19 protein-coding genes are annotated in these 19,165 nt (G+C 67.0%); 15 read left to right on the top strand and 4 right to left on the bottom strand.

The annotated features are described in order from the left end of the window. Positions 1-714 (bottom strand): FUSC family protein (locus tag F3J15_RS33045; protein WP_166896445.1); only part of this gene is annotated, 714 nt, incomplete at its 3' end. Positions 715-859: 145 nt separating this feature from the next. Between F3J15_RS33045 and F3J15_RS33040 the strand changes: the two genes are divergently transcribed. From F3J15_RS33040 to F3J15_RS33015, 6 genes are all read left to right on the top strand, one after another. Further along, on the top strand, positions 860-1,762 hold the full coding sequence (locus F3J15_RS33040) for a LysR family transcriptional regulator (protein ID WP_069251819.1): 903 nt from the start codon (positions 860-862) through the stop codon (positions 1,760-1,762). Positions 1,763-2,163: 401 nt separating this feature from the next. Continuing rightward, positions 2,164-3,723 carry a DHA2 family efflux MFS transporter permease subunit gene (locus F3J15_RS33035; RefSeq protein WP_166896443.1) on the top strand — a complete coding sequence of 520 codons (1,560 nt, stop codon included), beginning with the start codon at positions 2,164-2,166 and terminating at the stop codon, positions 3,721-3,723. Positions 3,724-3,893: 170 nt separating this feature from the next. Next, the gene (locus F3J15_RS33030) at positions 3,894-4,223 is read left to right on the top strand and encodes a hypothetical protein (RefSeq protein WP_089447885.1); all 330 of its coding nucleotides are present in this window, start codon (positions 3,894-3,896) and stop codon (positions 4,221-4,223) included. 255 nt (positions 4,224-4,478) lie between these two features. Next, on the top strand, positions 4,479-4,814 hold the full coding sequence (locus F3J15_RS33025; RefSeq protein ID WP_089447886.1) for a sugar ABC transporter ATPase: 336 nt from the start codon (positions 4,479-4,481) through the stop codon (positions 4,812-4,814). A gap of 136 nt (positions 4,815-4,950) precedes the next feature. Next, on the top strand, positions 4,951-6,540 hold the full coding sequence (locus F3J15_RS33020; protein WP_166896441.1) for an ABC transporter substrate-binding protein: 1,590 nt from the start codon (positions 4,951-4,953) through the stop codon (positions 6,538-6,540). Between the two features lie 157 nt (positions 6,541-6,697). Beyond that, on the top strand, positions 6,698-7,012 hold the full coding sequence (locus F3J15_RS33015) for a class I SAM-dependent methyltransferase (RefSeq protein ID WP_166896439.1): 315 nt from the start codon (positions 6,698-6,700) through the stop codon (positions 7,010-7,012). A 19-nt stretch (positions 7,013-7,031) separates the two neighbouring features. On the opposite strand, the gene F3J15_RS33010 is transcribed toward F3J15_RS33015, so the two are convergent. Continuing rightward, complete coding sequence (locus tag F3J15_RS33010) at positions 7,032-8,339, bottom strand: Nramp family divalent metal transporter (RefSeq protein WP_166896437.1); 1,308 nt, start codon at positions 8,337-8,339, stop codon at positions 7,032-7,034. Between the two features lie 84 nt (positions 8,340-8,423). Further along, complete coding sequence (locus F3J15_RS33005; protein WP_166896435.1) at positions 8,424-9,680, bottom strand: oxalate decarboxylase family bicupin; 1,257 nt, start codon at positions 9,678-9,680, stop codon at positions 8,424-8,426. 456 nt (positions 9,681-10,136) lie between these two features. On the opposite strand from F3J15_RS33005, the gene F3J15_RS33000 reads away from it, so the two are divergent. From F3J15_RS33000 to F3J15_RS32960, 9 genes are all read left to right on the top strand, one after another. Further along, positions 10,137-11,018 (top strand): MurR/RpiR family transcriptional regulator, encoded by an 882-nt coding sequence (locus F3J15_RS33000; RefSeq protein WP_166896433.1) that lies wholly within the window; start codon positions 10,137-10,139, stop codon positions 11,016-11,018. A 24-nt stretch (positions 11,019-11,042) separates the two neighbouring features. Beyond that, complete coding sequence (gene ddpX / locus F3J15_RS32995) at positions 11,043-11,606, top strand: D-alanyl-D-alanine dipeptidase (RefSeq protein WP_166896431.1); 564 nt, start codon at positions 11,043-11,045, stop codon at positions 11,604-11,606. Between the two features lie 71 nt (positions 11,607-11,677). Continuing rightward, the gene (locus tag F3J15_RS32990) at positions 11,678-13,279 is read left to right on the top strand and encodes an ABC transporter substrate-binding protein (protein ID WP_166896429.1); all 1,602 of its coding nucleotides are present in this window, start codon (positions 11,678-11,680) and stop codon (positions 13,277-13,279) included. 10 nt (positions 13,280-13,289) lie between these two features. Beyond that, positions 13,290-14,360, top strand: a complete 1,071-nt coding sequence (locus tag F3J15_RS32985; RefSeq protein WP_166896426.1) for an ABC transporter permease — start codon at positions 13,290-13,292, stop codon at positions 14,358-14,360. 66 nt (positions 14,361-14,426) lie between these two features. Further along, complete coding sequence (gene nikC / locus F3J15_RS32980; protein WP_166896424.1) at positions 14,427-15,341, top strand: nickel transporter permease; 915 nt, start codon at positions 14,427-14,429, stop codon at positions 15,339-15,341. Between the two features lies 1 nt (position 15,342). Then, positions 15,343-16,257, top strand: coding sequence for an ABC transporter ATP-binding protein (locus tag F3J15_RS32975; protein ID WP_166896422.1), 915 nt, complete (start codon positions 15,343-15,345; stop codon positions 16,255-16,257). Next, positions 16,254-17,030, top strand: a complete 777-nt coding sequence (locus tag F3J15_RS32970; RefSeq protein WP_166896420.1) for an ABC transporter ATP-binding protein — start codon at positions 16,254-16,256, stop codon at positions 17,028-17,030. The genes F3J15_RS32975 and F3J15_RS32970 overlap by 4 nt, the downstream gene beginning before the upstream one ends. A 128-nt stretch (positions 17,031-17,158) precedes the next feature. After that, positions 17,159-17,413, top strand: coding sequence for a GlsB/YeaQ/YmgE family stress response membrane protein (locus F3J15_RS32965; RefSeq protein WP_069251838.1), 255 nt, complete (start codon positions 17,159-17,161; stop codon positions 17,411-17,413). Positions 17,414-17,793: 380 nt separating this feature from the next. Next, the gene (locus F3J15_RS32960) at positions 17,794-18,129 is read left to right on the top strand and encodes a type 1 fimbrial protein (RefSeq protein WP_166896418.1); all 336 of its coding nucleotides are present in this window, start codon (positions 17,794-17,796) and stop codon (positions 18,127-18,129) included. 34 nt (positions 18,130-18,163) lie between these two features. Here F3J15_RS32960 and F3J15_RS32955 read toward each other — a convergent pair whose 3' ends face one another. After that, positions 18,164-19,036: a LysR substrate-binding domain-containing protein gene (locus tag F3J15_RS32955; RefSeq protein ID WP_166896416.1), complete on the bottom strand. Its 873-nt coding sequence runs from the start codon at positions 19,034-19,036 to the stop codon at positions 18,164-18,166. Positions 19,037-19,165 lie beyond the last annotated feature (129 nt).

The following is a 19,165-nucleotide window of genomic DNA, read 5'->3' as shown; positions in this document are numbered from 1 at the left end:
CACCGGCGGCGCGCCGGCGGCCGCGTATTCGGCCGCCGTGTCGAGTTCGAGCGCGTCTGCGAACAGCCGGTGCACGGCCGCGCCGTTCGGCTCGCGACGCAGCGCGCCCGCGCCGACGGCGACCGCGCGCTGCAGATAGCTCGCGAACCGCTTGCGCACGTCGCGCAGCGGCGAACCGGGTGCGAACACCGTCTCGAACGCCGCGCCGCACAGGATGCCGACCACGACGTACAGGAAGCGCGCGATCGCGATGTCGAATGCGTGCAGCGGCGCGGAAACGGCGTCCATCGCGATGATCGCCGCCGTATAGCCCGCGAGCACCGCCGCATATGCGCGGAAATTGCGCAGGAAGGTCGCGACGCCCGCGCACAGGCCGATCCACGCAGCGAGCGCCGGCAGGAACAGTTCGGGGGTCTGCGCAAAGGCCCCGGTCAGCACGAGCGCGACGGCCGCGCCGATCGCGGTGCCGAGAATCCGGTACTGGCTCTTCGACAAACCCATCCCGCGGCTGCCCTGCGCGACGATCCATACCGTCGATGCGGCCCATTTCGGGTCGTCGAGATTCATCCGGAAGGCGATGTAGAGCGCGAGGAGCGACGCGGCCGTGTTGCGCAATGCGAAGCCGAGGGCGCCGGGCGGCAGCGTCGGCCGGGCGTCGCGCAGCGCAGTGCGCACGGCCGCGAGCGGCGGTAGATGGGGCAAGGCGATTTTCATGCGGCGAGCATACGGGGGCGCGCCGCCGCCACTAAGAGGCGCGGACGGGATGCGTTATTGCACCGGGCGGGATAATCGCTGCGTCATGAAACGATCCGGCCAGCAAAGGTAAGATGCGCGCAGGTCGAACACTGAAGCACCCCGTATGGACTTCGAAAGCATCCGGATATTCCTGCGCGTGGTCGAGCGCGGCAACTTCACCGCAGCCGCCACGCACCTCGACATGCCGCTCAGCCGCGTGAGCCGCAAGGTCAAGCAGCTCGAGGACGATCTCGGCGTCCAGCTGCTGTACCGCACCACACGCCGCGTATCCGTCACCGAGGCCGGACGCGACTACTACGAGCGCTGCCTGCGCGCCGAGGACATCCTGCTCGACGCCGACCGTCAGGCCCGCGCGCTGCGCACGGCGCCGGAGGGCATGCTGCGCGTGCTGGTGCCCTACTCGATCGGCCTGTTCGAGCTGGAGCCGGCGCTGGCCGAATTTCGGCGGCGCTACCCACTGGTCCAGCTCGTGCTGATCTACGACAACAACCCGCTCGATCTGGTCGAGCACGGCTTCGACGTGGCGCTGCGGGCGGGCGTGCTGACCGACTCCAGCTACATCGCGCGCTCGCTCGGCTGGTCGCAGGCGAAGCTCGCCGCGAGCCCCGCGTATCTCGACCGCGTCGGCCGGCCCGCCACGCCGCAGGATCTCGCGCAGCACGACCTGCTGCTCGTCGGCCGCGACGCGCCCGGCCTGACGCTGCGGCTCACCAATGCGGCCGGCGACGTGGCCGACGTGCCGGTGCGGCCGGTGCTGATCACCAACGAATCGGTGACGGTGCTGCGCCAGGCCGCGAGCGGCGGCGGCATCGCGCTGGTCTCGACGCACTACACGGCCCGCCGGCTCGAGCGGAACGAGCTCGAAATCGTGCTGCCCGACTGGCACCGGACCGACGACGTCGAGCTGCACGTGCTGTATCCGCGGCGCGCGACGCTCGACAGCAAGGTGCGCGCGTTCGTCGAATTCCTCGCGGAAGTGTTCGACGATTGGCGCACCGCACCGTAATCGGCACGGTTCGCCCGGCGATTATTGCAGCAAGCGAAATCGATTAATGAGCCCGCACGTGTTGATGGCGGCTCGCCACATCGTTAGCCTGTCGCGATGCAAAACCATTCCACACGCGACGGCAGCCGCCTGACCGCTGCCCGCAGGCGCGTCACGCGCGTCCCGCCTTCCTGACCGGCAGCATTCCGCCTCCCGAAGCCCGCCACGGCTTCGTGCATTCGATCGAGCAGCACGTCTCACGCGTCGGCTCCCTCCACCGGGCCGCGTCGCGCGCCCTGCTTCCTTCCGTTCAGCAGCCGCGCCGTCCGTGCGTCGCTTTCGCGCGCGCGTGCGCGGCCGCGCGTGCCCGCCGCAACGGGCCGCATCCGTTCCGCCTCTCACGCTCCTTACGCAGGAAACCCATGTCCTCTCCGTCAACTACAGCCCCGCTATCGGGCGGCCGCCTCGCGATCGGCACGATCGCGGTATCGCTCGCGATGTTCATGAACGTGCTCGACTCGTCGATCGCGAACGTCGCCATTCCGACGATCTCGGGCGACCTCGGCGTGTCGGTCGACGAAGGCACGTGGGTGATCACGATCTTCGCGGCCGCGAACGCGGTGTCGATTCCGTTGACCGGCTGGCTCACGCAGCGCTTCGGCCAGGTGCGCCTGTTCGTCACGTCGATCCTGCTGTTCGTGTTCGCGTCGTGGCTGTGCGGGATCGCACCGAACCTGCCGACGCTGCTCGCCGCACGGATCCTGCAAGGCGCGGTCGCCGGGCCGCTCGCGCCGCTGTCGCAGGCGCTGCTGCTCGGCGCGTGGCCGCGGCAGAAATCGTCGAGCGCGCTGGCGCTGTGGTCGATGACGGCGCTCGTCGGCCCGATCGCGGGGCCGTCGCTCGGCGGCTGGATCACCTACGACTACAACTGGTCGTGGATCTTCTACATCAACATCCCGGTCGGCTTCTTCGCTGCCGCCGTCACGTGGATCGTGTTCCGCGACCGTGAATCGGCCACGAAACGCATGCCGATCGATACGATCGGCCTGTTGCTGCTCGTGCTGTGGGTCGCCTCGCTGCAGATCATGCTCGACAAGGGCAAGGATCTCGACTGGTTCAACTCGCCCGTCGTGGTCGCGCTCGGCATCCTCGCGCTGATCGGCTTCGCGTTCTTCCTCGTATGGGAGCTTCACGAGGCGAACCCGATCGTCGACCTGCGGCTGTTCACGCAGCGCAATTTCGCGGGCGGCACGATCGCGATCTCGGTCGCGTACGGGATGTTCTTCGGCACGCTGGTGTTGCTGCCGCAGTGGATGCAGGGCTATCTCGGCTATCGCGCGGTCGATTCCGGGCTCGCCACCGCACCGCTCGGCGTGTTCGCGATCCTGCTCACGCCGGTCATGGGGCGCCTGCTGCCGCGCACCGATCCGCGCTACATCGCCACGCTCGCGTTCGTCGGCTTCGCGGTCGTGTTCATGATGCGCACGACCTTCTACACCGACGTGTCGCGCTGGGATCTCATTTTGCCGACGCTGCTGCAGGGCATCCCGATGGCGATGTTCTTCGTGCCGCTGACGTCGATCATCCTGTCCGGGCTGCCGCCGGAGAAGATCCCGGCCGCCGCCGGCCTGTCGAATTTCGGCCGCACGTTCTGCGGCGCGGTGGGCACGTCGCTGATCAGCAACGCATGGAACGACCGCACGATCCTGCATCACGTGCGGCTCACCGAACAGGCGAGCGTCACCAACCCGGTCTTCACGCAGCAGGTCGACACGACGCGTTCGATGCTGCACCTGAGTTCCGATTCGGCGCTCGCGTTCTTCAACGCGTCGGTCGATTCGCAGTCGGCCGTGATGGGGCTGAACGACATCTTCTATGTGTCGGCGATCATCTTCATCGCGATCATTCCGCTCATCTGGATCACGAAACCGGTGCGCTCGGGCGGCGGCGATGCCGATGCGGCGGCGGCCGGCGCGCATTGATCCGCATGCGCGACGGGCCCCGTACTGCACGCGCCTGGGCCCGCACCGCAACGCGCCGACGTAATAAAGACTTGCAATCGATACAGGCCGAAACGTCAACAGCCGGTGCCCGCTCCGCGTTTTTTGGACAAGCGCCCACGATCCGGAGCGCAACGACAGGAGAAAGCACCATGCGAGCCCTTACCCGCCATCTCGCGATTGCCGCGACCCTGATGTCGGTGCTGACCGGCACCGCGTTCGCCGACACGCCGTGGCAACAGGCGCATCCGCGCCGCGAAGCGGTCAACCAGCGCCTCGCCAACCAGAATCGGCGGATCCATCACGAAGTGAAGGAAGGCGACATGTCGCACGCCCAGGCCGCGCGCCTGCACCGTGACGACCGCAAGATCCGCCGGGAAGAGCGGGACATGGCTGCGCAGGATCACAGCCACATCACGAAGAGCGAAAAGCACGTGCTGAACCAGCAGGAAAATGCGGTCAGCCATCAGATCGGCCAATAAGATCGACAACACCGGCAAGTGCCCATTCGCCATCACCTGAAACGCCCGCTGCCGCGATGCGGTGGCGGGTGCTTGTTGTATCGAATCGTTTCAACGCCCCAACGCCGTCAAACGCTGCGGGTATACTCCGTCGTCAGCCGCCTGTCGCATCGTCGTCCGTCAAAAACGGCCCGATTCCGGGCGGTTTCGTCGCGAAGCTTCGCGTTTCGCCTACCCCGCGCCCCAGCCTCGATACGAGACACACGACGACCCACCATGAAACGATTCCTGCTGCTCCTTCCCGCCGCCCTGCTCGCCGCCTGCGGTTCCGCTCCCTCGTCCGACTCGGGCTCCGCCTCCGGTGCAGCGCCGATGATCTACGTGTCGTCGCAACGTCCGGCCTACGCGGTCGCCAACTGCCTCGACAGCCGCCTGTCGGGCACCGAGCAATCGCAGCACAACGGCGTGACCGATATCTCCGTCGGCTCGAACTCGTACTTCGTCACGCTGACGCCGTCGGGCAACGGTTCGGTCATCAAGGTCGTGCGCGGCTCGGGCAACGAGCCGGCCGAGGAAGCGATGCGCTTCGCGGTCGCGCGCTGCGCGATCTGATCTAAACCTGCCGATGCCGGGCGCCCGCCCGGCTCGCGGCTGCGCGCCACCCCGCCGGCGCGCACGCCGAATATTTTCATCCGGGCAGCCGTCGATGAGAGAATCGCACCCACGATTCCCTTTCAACGGAGCCCGCATGAAGCACCTGCTGTCCCGCCTGTTCGTCAGCGCCGCGCTCGTCGCGCTTGTTCCGGCATTGCCGGCGCAGGCAGCCACGCCGCCCGGCATCTTCGTCGTCGCCACGCAGCTCGGCGAATTCACGACCCTCGACCCGAGCGGGATCTACGAGCTGGTGCCGTCCGAATACGTCGCGAACACCTACGAACGCCTGGTGCGCGTCGACCTGAAGGACCCGACGCGCTTCGACGGGCAGATCGCGCAATCGTGGACGGTCGGCGCCGACGGCGTGACGTACACGTTCAAGCTGCGCCCCGGCCTCACGTTCCATTCCGGCAACCCGGTGACCGCCGACGACGTCGCGTGGTCGCTGCAGCGCACCATCCTGCTCGACAAGGGGCCGGCCGGCGTGCTCGCCGATCTCGGCCTCACGAAGGCGAACGTGATGCAGAAGGTGCGCGTGGTCGATCCGCAGACCGTCGTGCTCGAAACCGACCGCAAGTACGCACCGAGCTTCGTGCTCAACGTCTTGAGCGCGTGCCCGGCATCGGTCTTCGACAAGAAGCTGCTGCTGTCGCATCAGCAGGGCAACGATTTCGGCAGCGCCTGGCTGCGGACCAACGACGCGGGCTCGGGCCCGTACCAGCTCGTCAAGTGGACGCCCAACGAGACCATCGTGCTGCAGCGCTTCGAGAAATACCGCACGCCGTACCCGATGAAGCGCGTCGTGCTGCGCCACGTGCCCGAAGCATCCGCGCAACGGCTGCTGCTGGAGAACGGCGATGCCGACGCCGCGCGCAACCTGAGCCCCGACAGCCTTGCCGCGCTGACGAAGGCCGGCAAGATCAAGGTCACGTCGTGGCCGGTGTCCGCGCTGCTGTACCTGAGCCTGAACACGAAGAACCCGAACCTCGCGAAGCCCGAGGTGCAGCAGGCGATGAAATGGCTCGTCGACTACGACGGCATCCAGCGCAACATCGTCAGCACGACCTACAAGGTGCATGAAACCTTCCTGCCCGAAGGCTTCCTCGGCGCGTCGAACGCGCGGCCGTACAAGCAGGACGTCGCGAAGGCGAAGGCGCTGCTCGCCAAGGCCGGCTTGCCGAACGGCTTCGACGTGACGATGGACATGCCGAACGACTATCCGTACCTCGAGATCGCGCAGGCGCTGCAGGCGAACTTCGCGCAGGGCGGCATCCGCGTGAAGCTGATTCCGGGCGATGCGAAGCAGGCGATCGGCAAGTATCGCGCGCGCCAGCACGACATCTTCGTCGGCGAGTGGTCGCCCGACTACATGGATCCGAACAGCAATGCGCGCGGCTTCGCGTGGAATCCGGACAACTCCGACCAGTCGCCGACGAAGATGCTCGCGTGGCGCAACAGCTGGGACATTCCGCAACTGACGAAGGACACCGAGGCCGCACTCGTCGAGCCGTCGCCCGCGAAGCGCGCGCAGCGTTACGAAGCGCTGCAGCAGGCCGTGCTCGCGAACTCGCCGTTCATCATCATGTTCGAGAAGGTCGTGCAGGTTGCCACGCGCCCCGGTGCGACAGGTCCGGAAATCGGGCCGATCAACGACCTCGTGTCATACCGCACGCTCGCGAAGTAATCGGGGCTGCCCGCGCGGCCGGCCCTGCCGGCGCGCGGGTAATCGCCGCGACCGACGCGCCCGCGCTGTGCCGGGCGACGGCCGGTGATCTACAACGGCCGGCGCCGTGGGGGCCGGCGGGTCCTGGCGATGGCGCCCACCACCGAAGTCGCTTCGCGTGTCGGTCGACATCTCCGACGAGCACTTCCGCATCTGGCACGAACTGGAGCAGGCCGCGCAAGACCTGTCGATCGACTTCGAATGCGGGATCGCCGACGATCTGGCGATGGAGCCGCTGGCATCCGACCTGCTGTTCATCGACACCACGCATACGTACGAGCAGACGCTCGCCGAACTGAACCGCTTCGGCCCGCTGGCACGCAAGAAGATCGTGCTGCATGACATGACCACGGCCGGCGTGTACCAGGCCGTGTTCCAATGGCTGTGGGACAACATCTGGCGGCTTCGCGAGGCGCCGGACATGCAGCAGTAGGCTGCCGGCCCGCTGCCGTTCAGTTGAAGGCCGCCCACACCAGGTACGCATTCAACCCGACGATCACGACCGTCGCCGCCCCCGCGACGATCCGCAGCGGCAGCCGCATCGCGTAGGCACCCATCACGTCCGCGCGCGCCGACAGCAACAGCAGCGCGATCATCGGCAGCGGCAGCACGAAACTCAGCACGACCTGGCTCGCGACCATCGCACGTGTGACGTCGCAGCCGAGCGCGACCACCGCGAACGCGGGCACGACCGTCACCGCGCGCCGCACCCAGACCGGCATGCGGCGGTGGATGAAGCCCTGCATCACGACCTGCCCGGCCATCGTGCCGACCACCGAACTCGACACGCCCGCCGTCAGCAGCGCGACGAGAAACAGCGCGCCGGCCGCCGGCCCGAGCACCGGGATCAGCGTGTGATACGCGTCGCCGATGTCGGTCATGCCCGGCGCGCTCGCGTGAAATGCCGACGACGCCATCATCACCATCGCGAGATTCACGAACCCGGCCAGCCCGAGCGCGACGACGACCTCGCGGTTCGAGAAACGCACGAGCCGCCGGCGCTCCGCGTCGTCGCGCGGCGCATTGCGATCCTGCGTGAGGCCCGAATGCAGATACAGCGTGTGCGGCATGATCGTCGCGCCGATGATCCCGACCGCGATCGTCAGCGCCGCGTGGTCCGGAATCTGCGGGACGACCAGGTGGAACGCGGCCGCATGCCAATCTTGCGGCGCGATCAGCAGTTCGCCGAGATAGCACGCGCCGATCACGCCGACCAGCGTCGCGATCGCGGCTTCCAGCGGCCGGAAGCCGCGCTTTTCGAGCGCGAGGATCGCGCAGGTCGCGAGCGCCGTCGCGATCATCCCCGCGAACAGCGACAGGTGGCACAACAGCCCGAATGCGAGCGCGCCGCCGAGGAATTCGGCGAGGTCGGTCGCCATCGCGGCGACCTCGGACGCGACCCACATCCCCCACACGACCGGCGCGGGAAAGCGGTCGCGGCACAGCTCCGCGAGATTGCGGCCGGTCACGATGCCCAGCTTCGCAGACATCGCCTGGAACAGCATCGCGATCGCGTTCGCGGCCAGCACGACCCACAGCAGCCGGTAGCCGTACGCGGCGCCGGCCTGGATGTTGGTCGCGAAGTTGCCAGGATCCATGTAGCCGATCGACGCGATCACGGCGGGGCCGACGAACGGCAGCAGCGCGGCGACACCGGTGCGTCGCCCTTCCAGCGCGGCGCGCGCCGCGCCGTTGGTGTGCGCGGTCGACAGGTCCGGCAGCGCGAAGCCGCCGGCAGGTTTGCTCGTGACGGGAATCATGGTGAGGTTCCGTTCGAATGAGGAAGGCTTCCTGAAGTTCGGGCGCCTTGGCCGGCATGCCGCCTGCCGGCCGAGGCGGCGGCGTTACAGCGGCACGACGTCGGGACGGTTGCGCGGAAACTGCGCGATCACGTCCGGCGCGACGTTCAGGTGTGCTTCGACGAGCTGCGGCGGCGTATGTGCGAGCCAGTCGGACAGCGACACTTCCGCATAGCGGTCGGTCTTGAAGATCTCGAGGAACACCAGATCGGTGCTGCCGGTGTTCTGCACGTAGTGCCCGAGGCTCTTCTTCACGTAGCCGACGTCGCCCGCGCGGAAGTCGGCCGTCTGCGCCTTCGGCCCCGTGTCGAACACGGTCATCCGTGCCTCGCCCTGCAGGTAGTACTGCCATTCGTCCGCGTTCGGGTGCCAGTGCAGCTCGCGCATGCCGCCCGGATGCACGGTGACGAGCGCCGCTGCGACCGTGGTCGACACGTTGAAGTTCGTGCTGTCCGCGATCCGCACTTCGCCGCCGCGAGTCTTCCTGACCGGCTTCATGTCGCCGAGCGAAAAGATGAACGGATGCGGCGGCGCCCCGGCCGACGACGCCGACGCGCGCTGCGCTTCCGCGAGCGGGCCCAGTTCGTCGCCCTGGAAGATCCACAGGTTGTCGAGCGGAATGTTCTTGAACGCGTCGGCCGACACGCCGAAGTTGAGCGCCAGCACGTCGGGCGGCGTGTGCGCGACCCAGTCGGTCAGCAGCAGCGTGTTGAATTCGGACGCGCGGCCGTTATCGAACGCGAGCAGGAATTCGGCGCCGTCGGTGCCGAGGCCCTGCAGCGAATGCGGCAGGCCGGGCGGGAAATACCAGAGATCGCCGGTCTTCACGTCCTGCACCGATGGCCGGCCGAGTTCGTCGAGCACCGTGATCCGGCAGCGGCCGTCGAGCATGATGGCCCACTCGGCCTGCTGGTGCCAGTGCATCTCGCGAATGCCGCCGCGTGTGAGGCGCATGTTGACGCCGGAAATGGTTTCGGAAATCGCAAAATCGTCCTGCGTGACTTCGCGTGCCCATCCGCCATTTTGAATGCGCTTATGGGCATTATTGAACGAGGCCCAGAATAACGGCATGCCGTTGATATCGGTGGCCGGCGGATCCTGAAAGGACGGGAATTGATTTGCGATTGCCGGGTTTTTGGGCCCCGGGTCGGTCAGGCTCTGGCGGTTGCGCGCATTCACCGCGCCTTCCGGCGGGCGGTCAGGATTACCGAACGAGGCAGCCTTGGCCGATACGGCGATACCCGCCGCGGCAATGGCGCCGGCCGTTCCCGCCAGCATCTTGCGTCGAGAAAGATTCGTCATGATTTCCTCTTCATGCCTGCGATTGAGTGAATTTTCATTACGGAACACATGCCGTTTTTCGGATTATCGAAAATCGAACATCCCGTGACGCAAGTTAAATCCATATTCCTCTAAAAATTAAATGAATTATTAACCTGAATTAATGAGTTAATCTGATCCGCTTTAATTTTGTAATGATTGAGGCGCGATGAGGTGCGGGGTGCAGGCGGCCGATGCCGATGAATCGGTCGTGCCAGGTGAAGGTGGAAATGCGACCGGGCATGGTTGTCATGCCACCCATTCGATTTGGATAACTGATCGAATGGAGCGGAAACGGACATTTGCCCTCCCCGCCACCGTCCCCTTTCGCCCCTATCACCTATCCTCACACCATAGTTTTTATCCGCTGGCGCGGATGATTTTGGCTTTGTTAGATGGATGACATTCACTCATCAGACGACAACGATCTAACAGCCGATGACCTGCGCGTTTGCCCGTACCGTCGAATCCCGCTATGCCGAGCTGACGCCGACGGCCAAGCGCATCGCGAGCTACATGCTCGCGAACCTCGACCGGCTCGGGCTCGAGACGGCCGACCAGATCGCGCAGCAGGCCGGCACCAGCGGCATCTCGGTCGGGCGCTTTCTGCGAAGCGTCGGCTATCGCAACCTCGACGACCTGAAACGCGAGCTGCGCGGCGGCGGCGACCGCCCGTGGATGATCACCGACCGGCTCGACGAATACCGACGCGCCACCGGCACGCAACCGGCCGAACCCGACGGCAACCGCCGCGAGGGTCCGCTCGCGTCGTCGCTCGAGCGCGAGCTCGACGCGATCCGCCACGTGTACCGGCTCGCCGAAGGCCCGGTGTTCGCGCAGGTGGCCGACCGGATCGCGCATGCGGACGCCGTGTTCATCCTCGGCATCCAGTCGACGCGCGGGATCAGCAACGCGTTCAGCAGCTACCTCGAATACCTGCGCCCGCGCGTGTTCTATTCGGACGGCCAGTCGGGCTCGTACGTCGATTCGCTGAACTCCGAATTCGAGCGGCCGTACTGCATCGTCACCGATACACGCGCGTATTCGCGCAGCGCGCGCCGCTATTGCCAGGCGGCCGCCGAGCGCGGGCAACCGTTCGCGCTGGTCACCGATCTCTCGTGCCCGTGGGCGCGCGACTGGCCGGCCGACCTGCTGCAGGTGAAGACCGACGTCGGCCAGTTCTGGGATTCGCTCGCGCCGCTCACTTGCCTGTTCAACCTGCTGATCACGGCCGTGGTCGACCGCCTCGGTCCGGCGATCGACCGGCGCGTCGCGCGCAACCGCGAACTGCAGCACACGTTCGATCAATTCGAATCCTGAATGCGAGTGCCCTCCAAACCGCCGATGAACGCTCACCGCCTCGTTGAAATCACGTCCGCCACGCATCGCGTCGACATCGATCTCGTCTACGCGACCGACCGCAACCTGACCGGCAAGCCGATCTACCGCAGCGCGCACTGTCTACTGCTGGAGCCGGCCGAAGCCGCACTGCGCCGCGCGGTGAACATCGCGGCGCAAGTCGGCTTCACGCTGCGCATCTACGACGCGTACCGGCCTCCGCAGGCGCAGCAGGTGCTGTGGGATTTCCTGCCCGATCCGAACTTCATCGCCGATCTCGGCCGCGGCTCGAATCACAGCCGCGGCACCGCGCTCGACCTGACGCTCGTCGGCGCGGACGGCGAGCCGCTCGACATGGGTACCGGCTTCGACGAGATGGTCGCCGAGTCGGGCCACTTCCATGCGGGGCTGCCGGCAGTCGTGCAGCGTAACCGCCTGCTGCTGCTCGGCGTGATGCACGCGGCCGGCTTCGTGCACATCGACAGCGAGTGGTGGCACTACGAATTACCGGGCTCGCGCGCGCTGCCGCAGATCGACAATGCCGACAGCGGCCCGTGGCACCTGATGTGATGGCCCGACGCATTCCCCTTCACCGTTCACGTTCGACGACTTCAACGATCTCAACGACAGATGGAGCGCACATGAAATTGCTGACATCCCGGCTCGTCGCGGCGCTGGCCGCCGCGTCCGTTCTCGCCGCCGTTCCGCTTTCCGCCGCGCGCGCGGAAACGCCGAAGGACATGTTCGTGATGGCCACGCTGCTCGACGAATTCACGACGCTGGACCCGGGCGAGATCTACGAGCTGGTGCCGGAGGAATACGTCGCGAACACGTACGACCGGCTCGTGCGCGTCGATCTGCGCGATCCGTCGAAATTCAACGGCGACGTCGCGCAGTCGTGGACGGTGAGCACCGACGGGCTGACCTATACCTTCAAGCTGCGCCCCGGCCTCAAGTTCCACTCAGGCAACCCGCTGACGGCCGACGACGTCGCCTGGTCGATCCAGCGCGCGGTGCTGCTCGACAAGGGCCCGGCCGCCGTGCTGACCGGCATCGGGCTCACGAAGGCGAACGTCGTCGCCAATGTGAAGAAGCTCGACGACCTCACGGTATCGGTCACGACCGACCAGAAGTACGCACCGACCTTCGTGCTGAACGTGCTCGGCTCGTGGCCCGCATCGGTGGTCGACAAGAAGCTGCTGCTGTCGCACCAGCAGGGCAACGACTTCGGCAACGCATGGCTGAAGACCAACGAAGCCGGCTCCGGCGGCTACAAGCTCGCGAAATGGACGGCCGGCGACAGCGTCGTGCTGCAGCGCTTCGACGGCTACCGGTTGCCGCTCGCGATGAAGCGCATCGTGCTGCGCCACGTGCCCGAAGCCGCCAGCCAGCGCCTGCTGCTGGAAAACGGCGATGTAGACGCGGCGCGCGACCTGAGCCCCGACGATCTGGCGTCGGTCGTGAAATCCGGCAAGGCGAAGGTGTCGGCCTCGCCGCAGGCGACGCTGCTGTATCTCGGCCTGAACACGAAGAACCCGACGCTCGCGAAACCGGAGGTCCAGGAAGCGCTGAAGTGGCTGGTCGACTATGCGGGCATCCAGGGCAACGTGGTGAAGACGACCTACAAGGTGCACCAGACCTTCCTGCCCGAAGGCTTCCTCGGCACGCTGAACGCGAATCCGTACAAGCTCGACGTCGCGAAGGCGAAGGCACTGCTCGCGAAGGCCGGCGTGCCGAACGGCTTCTCGGTGACGATGGACGTGCGCAACGACTATCCGTACACGGAGATCGCGCAGGCCGTGCAGGCGAACTTCGCGCAAGCCGGCATCAAGGTGCAGCTGATCCCCGGCGACAACAAGCAGACGCTCGCGAAATACCGTGCGCGCCAGCACGACATCTACATCGGCGAATGGTCGGCCGACTACATCGACCCGCACAGCAACGCGCAGGGTTTTGCATGGAACCCGGACAATTCCGACAAGTCGAGCTATAAAATGCTGGCCTGGCGCAACAGCTGGGACATCCCGCAACTGACGAAGGAAACCGACACCGCGCTCGCCGAACCGACCACCGCGAAACGCGCGCAACGGTACCAGGCGATGCAGAAGGAAATGCTCGCGCGCTCGCCGTTCGTGATCATGTTCGAGAAAGTCGCGCAGGTCGCGACGCGGCCCGGCGTGAGCGGGCTCGAAGTCGGGCCGATCAACGATCTCGTGTCGTACCGCAACCTGAAGAAGCAATAAGATTCGCCGCATGTCGACTCCCGCCTCCTCCCTCGAAGCACTGCGCACGCTGCCCGCGCGGCGCCCGGCCGTGCGCTGGGCCCTGCGCGTGCTGCGCTGGGCGCTCACGCTCGCCGTCACGTTCGCGGGGCTACTCGCGCTGACGTTCGTGATCGGTCGCAAGGTGCCGATCGATCCCGTGCTCGCGATCCTTGGCGATCGCGCATCGGCCGAGGCGTACGCGGCCGAGCGCATCGCGCTCGGGCTCGACAAGCCGCTCGTCACGCAATTCCTGATCTATGCGCGCGACGTGCTGCACGGCAATCTCGGCATGTCGCTGCTGACCGCGAACCCGGTGCTCGACGACATCAAGCGCGTGTTCCCGGCCACGCTCGAACTGGCGACGATCGCGACGCTGATCGGCATCGCGATCGGCGTGCCGCTCGGCGTCGCGGCCGCCGTGAAGCACAACCGGCCGATCGACCACATCGCGCGCTTCGTCGGGCTGATCGGCAATTCGGTGCCGCTGTTCTGGCTCGGGCTGATGGGGCTGCTGCTGTTCTACGCGCGGCTGCACTGGGTCGGCGGGCCCGGCCGGCTCGATCCCGTGTACGACGGGATGGTCGACACGCGCACGGGCAGCCTGCTGATCGACGCGGCGCTCGCGGGCGAGTGGGACGTGTTCCGCAACGCGGTGTCGCACATCGCGCTGCCGGCCGCGATCCTCGGCTACTACTCCGTGGCCTACCTGAGCCGCATGACGCGCTCGTTCATGCTCGACCAGCTGAGCCAGGAATACATCGTCACCGCACGTGCGAAGGGGTTGTCGGAACGACGCGTGATCTGGCGGCACGCGTTCGGCAACATCATGGTGCCGCTGCTCACCGTGATCGCGCTCACGTACAGCAACCTGCTCGAAGGCTCGGTGCTGACCGAGATCGTGTTCGCGTGGCCGGGGCTCGGCTCGTACCTGACCGGCGCGTTGCTGAACGCCGACATGAACGCGGTGCTCGGCGCAACGCTCGTGATCGGCGCGATGTTCATCACCGTCAACCTGCTGACCGACGCGCTGTACCGCGTGTTCGATCCGCGTGCGCGCTGAGGGCCGCCACTACATGACCGCTTCCACTCCGCTTCTTTCATCGCCCATGCCGAAGGTCGTCCATTCATGAACGCCGAGCGCCTCACGCTGCGCGCGTGGCTTCTCTCCGACGCCCCCGCGTCGCGCTCGCAGGCCGCACTCGGCCTCGCGTACCGACGCTGGCGTCGTTTCGCCGCGAATCCGCTCAACCTGTTCGGGCTCGCGATTCTCGTCGCGCTGATCGTCGTCGCGATCGTCGGCCCGCTGATCATGCCGCACGATCCGCTGCGCCAGGTGCTGTCCGACCGGCTGCTGCCGCCCGGCTCGCCGTCGCACTGGCTCGGCACCGACCAGCTCGGCCGCGATATCCTTTCGCGGTTGATCGCCGGTTCGCGCCTCACGCTCGGCATCGCCATCCTCGTCGTCGTGATCGTCGTGCCGATCGGCCTCCTGATCGGCACGACGGCCGGCTATTGCGGCGGCTTCGTCGACAGCGTGCTGATGCGCATCACCGACATCGCGCTCGCGTTCCCGAAGATCGTGCTCGCACTCGCGTTCGCCGCCGCGCTCGGGCCGGGCGTGATCAACGCGGTCGTCGCGATCTCGATCACCGCGTGGCCCGCCTATGCGCGGCTCGCGCGTGCGGAGACGATCCGCATCGCGCAGGCCGACTTCATCCACGCCGCGCGCCTGCAGGGCGCGTCCGGCCCGCGCATCCTGCTGCGCTACGTCATGCCGCTGTGCATGTCGTCGGTGATCGTGCGCGCGACGCTCGACATGGCCGGCATCATCCTGACCGTCGCGGGCCTCGGCTTCCTCGGCCTCGGCGCGCAGCCGCCGAGCCCCGAGTGGGGCTTCATGGTCGCGTCGGGCCGCAACGTGCTGCTCGACGCGTGGTGGGTCGCCACGCTGCCCGGCGCGGCGATCCTGCTCGTGAGCCTCGCGTTCAACCTGCTCGGCGACGGGCTGCGCGACGTCTTCGATCCGCGTCATGGAGCGTGACATGCCACTGAACTCCGCCCCCTCGCCCGCGCCGCTCTGCGAGATCGACGGCCTGAAAATCGGCTTTCGCGGGCACGACGGCACCGTCACCGATGCCGTGCGCGACCTGTCGTTGACCCTCGCGCCCGGCGAGCGGCTCGGCATCGTCGGCGAATCGGGCTCCGGCAAGTCGCTGACAGGCCGCGCGCTGCTCGGCCTGCTGCCCGACGCCGCGCGCTGGTCGGCACGCACGATGCGCTTCGCGGGCCACGACCTGCTCGCGATGCCGCCGGGCGAACGCCGGCGGCTGTGCGGCAGCCAGATGGGCATGATCCTGCAGGACCCGAAATATTCGCTGAACCCGGTAATGACGGTCGCGAAGCAGATGGGCGAAGCGTTCCGGCTGCACGAGCCGGGCCTGCGCGGCCGCGCGCTGCGCGAACGGATCGTCGACGCGCTCGCGGCCGTGCAGATCCGCGACCCCGCACGCGTCGCCGATGCGTATCCGCACGAGCTGTCGGGCGGCATGGGCCAGCGCGTGATGATCGCGATGATGGTGTCGACCGGCCCGCGCCTGCTGATCGCCGACGAGCCGACTTCCGCGCTCGACGTCGCCGTGTCGATGCAGGTGCTCGCCGTGCTCGACGCAATGATCGCGCGGCATGACACGGGCCTGATGTTCATCAGCCACGACCTGCCGCTCGTGATGTCGTTCTGCGATCGCGTCGCGGTGATGTACGCGGGCCGCGTGGTCGAAACCTGCGCCGCGCGCGACCTGCGCGACGCATCCCATCCCTATACGCGCGGGCTGCTCGCGGCGAACCCGCCGCTTGCGAACCCGCCGGACGAACTGCCCGTGCTGCGGCGCGATCCGGCGTGGCTCGGGCCCGCACCGCACGCCGGCACGCCCGCCGATCGACAGGAGGCCGCACGATGATCGACGTCGATCACGCATCGATCCGTTTCCCGACCCGCACGGGTCACGTCGACGCCGTGCGCGACGCGAGCTTCGCGGTGCGCGACGGCGAGGTGTTCGGGCTCGTCGGCGAATCGGGTTCCGGCAAGTCGACGCTGCTGCGCGCGCTGACGGGGCTCGTGCCGCTCGCGTCCGGCAGCCTGTCGATCGACGGCCGGCTGGTGGGCGGCACATCCGATCGCGCCTTTCGCCGTCACGTGCAGATGGTGTTCCAGGATCCGTATGCGTCGCTGCATCCGCGCTTCACGGTCGACCAGACGCTGCGCGAGCCGCTGTCGATCCATGGCATGGGCGACACCGATGCGCGCATCGCCCGCGCGCTGTCCGAGGTCGGCCTCGGCCCCGCGTTCCGGTTCCGCTATCCGCACCAGCTGTCGGGCGGCCAGCGCCAGCGCGTCGCGATCGCGCGCGCGCTGATCGTCGAGCCGCGCGTGCTGCTGCTCGACGAGCCGACGTCCGCGCTCGACGTGTCGGTGCAGGCCGAAATCCTGAACCTGCTGCGCCGCCTGCATCGTGAACGCAATCTGACGATGATCCTCGTCAGCCACAACCTCGCGGTGATCGGCTTCCTGTGCCAGCGCGTCGCTGTGATGCAGCATGGCGAGATCGTCGAGCAGCTCCGAATCGAGGACGTGCGCGCCGGGCAGGTGGCGCGCGACTACACGCGCACGCTGCTGAACGCGACCGAAGGCTATCGCCGTCTCGACCCGGTGGCGGGCGCGCCGGCGGCCTGACATCTGCGCGCCGTGCCGGCGTGCGATACTCGGCACGCCACGCGCCGCCCTGCGGCGCATGGAACCCTTGTGCGCCGCACGGGTCAACTTCGTTTCGTCAACCACTCAACAGCAATAGGGAGGCGTTCATGCTGCAACTCATCGAAACCCTGGTGGTCGGGCTCATCGTCGGCCTCCTCGCCCGCGCGCTCAAGCCCGGCGACGACAAGATGGGCATCCTGATGACCATCGCGCTCGGCGTCATCGGCTCGCTCGTCGCAGGTTACGTCGGCCGCGCCGCGGGCTGGTATGCGCCGGGCCAGGGTGCAGGCTGGATCGCATCGATCATCGGCGCGATCGTGCTGCTCGTGATCGTGGGCGCGGTGCGCAAGCGCGCGGGCTGACCGCACCGTCACGCCGCTCCGTGTAAAAACGGCCGCTCATTCACGAGCGGCCGTTTTCTTTTGGCGCATGGCCATTCGCCCGTGCATCGCTTCATCCACGCATCAATTCGTTGATCCCGCAACGACCTGCTATGACGACCCGCGTTGGACAAGCGCATTTCCGTTGAGCTTACTACACCGGCTTTACCCGAACTTGTTATCTCGCAAATCCGGCATACATTGAATTCAGCATTGCCGCGTCATTTGCTTTTATCCAAAAATTGCGATTTTTTCATTCAAGGGAACAGATGGATTTGCCGTTTACGCACTTAGCATCGCAGCGTTGACGGACTGCCACCCGAGCGGCCCCGCTGCGACGCGCTTCCTCTCTGGAGCCTGTCATGAAGCATCGCGTGTTCGCCGCCTCGTTCGTCCTGGCTGCCTCGCTTCTGGGCATGTCCTCGTCCTTCGCCGCCGGCGCGTCCGGCATCATCCACTTCACCGGCATGATCGTCGAACCGCCGTGCTCGTTCGCACTCGACGCGGCCGACATAGCGCATGCGGGTGTGCGCCCCGACTGCCCGCGCCCGGCCACCGGCCAGATCGCGTTCGTCGATGCCGCGAGCCAGCAGGCCATCAAGACCACGACCTTTACTCAGGCTTCGCGCGCAATCGTTTTACCGAACCGTCCGGGCAACAACCAGGCACCGATGATCGCCGTCGTCACGTACCAGTAAAGCCGTTCGCCGGCGCACGCACGCGCGTCGCCGGTCAATCGCGATGGCGCGCGATCCAGTCGCTGAACGCGCGGATCTTCTGCTGGTTGCCGAGGTTCTCCGGATAGACGAAGAAGTAGCGCGCGCCCGTCTCGAGCACGATGTCGAACGGCCGTTCGAGCCGGCGCGCGCTGACGTCGTCGTCGACGAGCGTCACGTCGCCGATCGCGACACCGAAGCCCTGCATCGCCGCATTCGTCGCGAGGTCGAGCGTGTCGAACGTCGGCCCGCGCGCGGGATCGACACTGCGCTCGCCCGCATGTTCGAGCCACGCGCGCCAGTCGCGATGATCGCGGGTCGGATGCAGCAGCGTATGACGGGCAAGATCGCCGATCGCGTCGAGCGGCGACGTCTGCCGCAATTCGGGCGCGCAGACGGGCGTCAGCCGTTCGTCGAACAGCGGCAGCGCGAACACGCCGGCGCCCGGCGACGTGCCGTAGACGACCGCCGCATCGAACGGCTCGGTCGAGAAATCGACGACGTGCTGCCACGCGGTCGTGATCTGCACGTGGAGATCGGGATGCTCGCCCTGGAAGCGCATGATGCGCGGCAGCATCCAGCGCATCACGCAGGTCGGCACCTTCAGCGCGAGATCAGTGCGCTGCCGCGTGAGCCTCATCGAAATGTCTTCGATCCGCGCGAAGCTCTCGTTGACCACCGGCAGCAACTGCTCGCCCTCCGCCGTCAGCGTGAGGCCCTTCGCATGCCGCTTGAACAGCGGAAAACCGTAATGCGCCTCGAGCGTCTGGATCTGCCGGCTTACCGCACCCTGCGTGATGCACAGCTGCTCGGCCGCGCGCGTGAAGCTGCGGTGGCGAGCCACCGTCGAGAAGATCTGCAGCGCGTGCAGGGGCGGAAGTCGGCGCATGGAGAAGGCAAACGGAAAAACGGCGCGGAAGGACCGCGCGCCAATACTGGCGCGCGCTGTCCGACACGATAAGCCAAACGCCGGCTTTGCGCGAGGCGCGGGACGCTCAGGCCGTCGCGGTGAGCGCGA

Origin of the sequence: Burkholderia sp. Ap-955 (genome assembly GCF_011753045.1) — a bacterium.
GTDB classification, from domain to species: domain Bacteria; phylum Pseudomonadota; class Gammaproteobacteria; order Burkholderiales; family Burkholderiaceae; genus Burkholderia; species Burkholderia lata_D.
The sequence above is the reverse complement of the archived record's forward strand: the minus strand, read 5'-3'. Positions and strand labels throughout refer to the sequence as shown.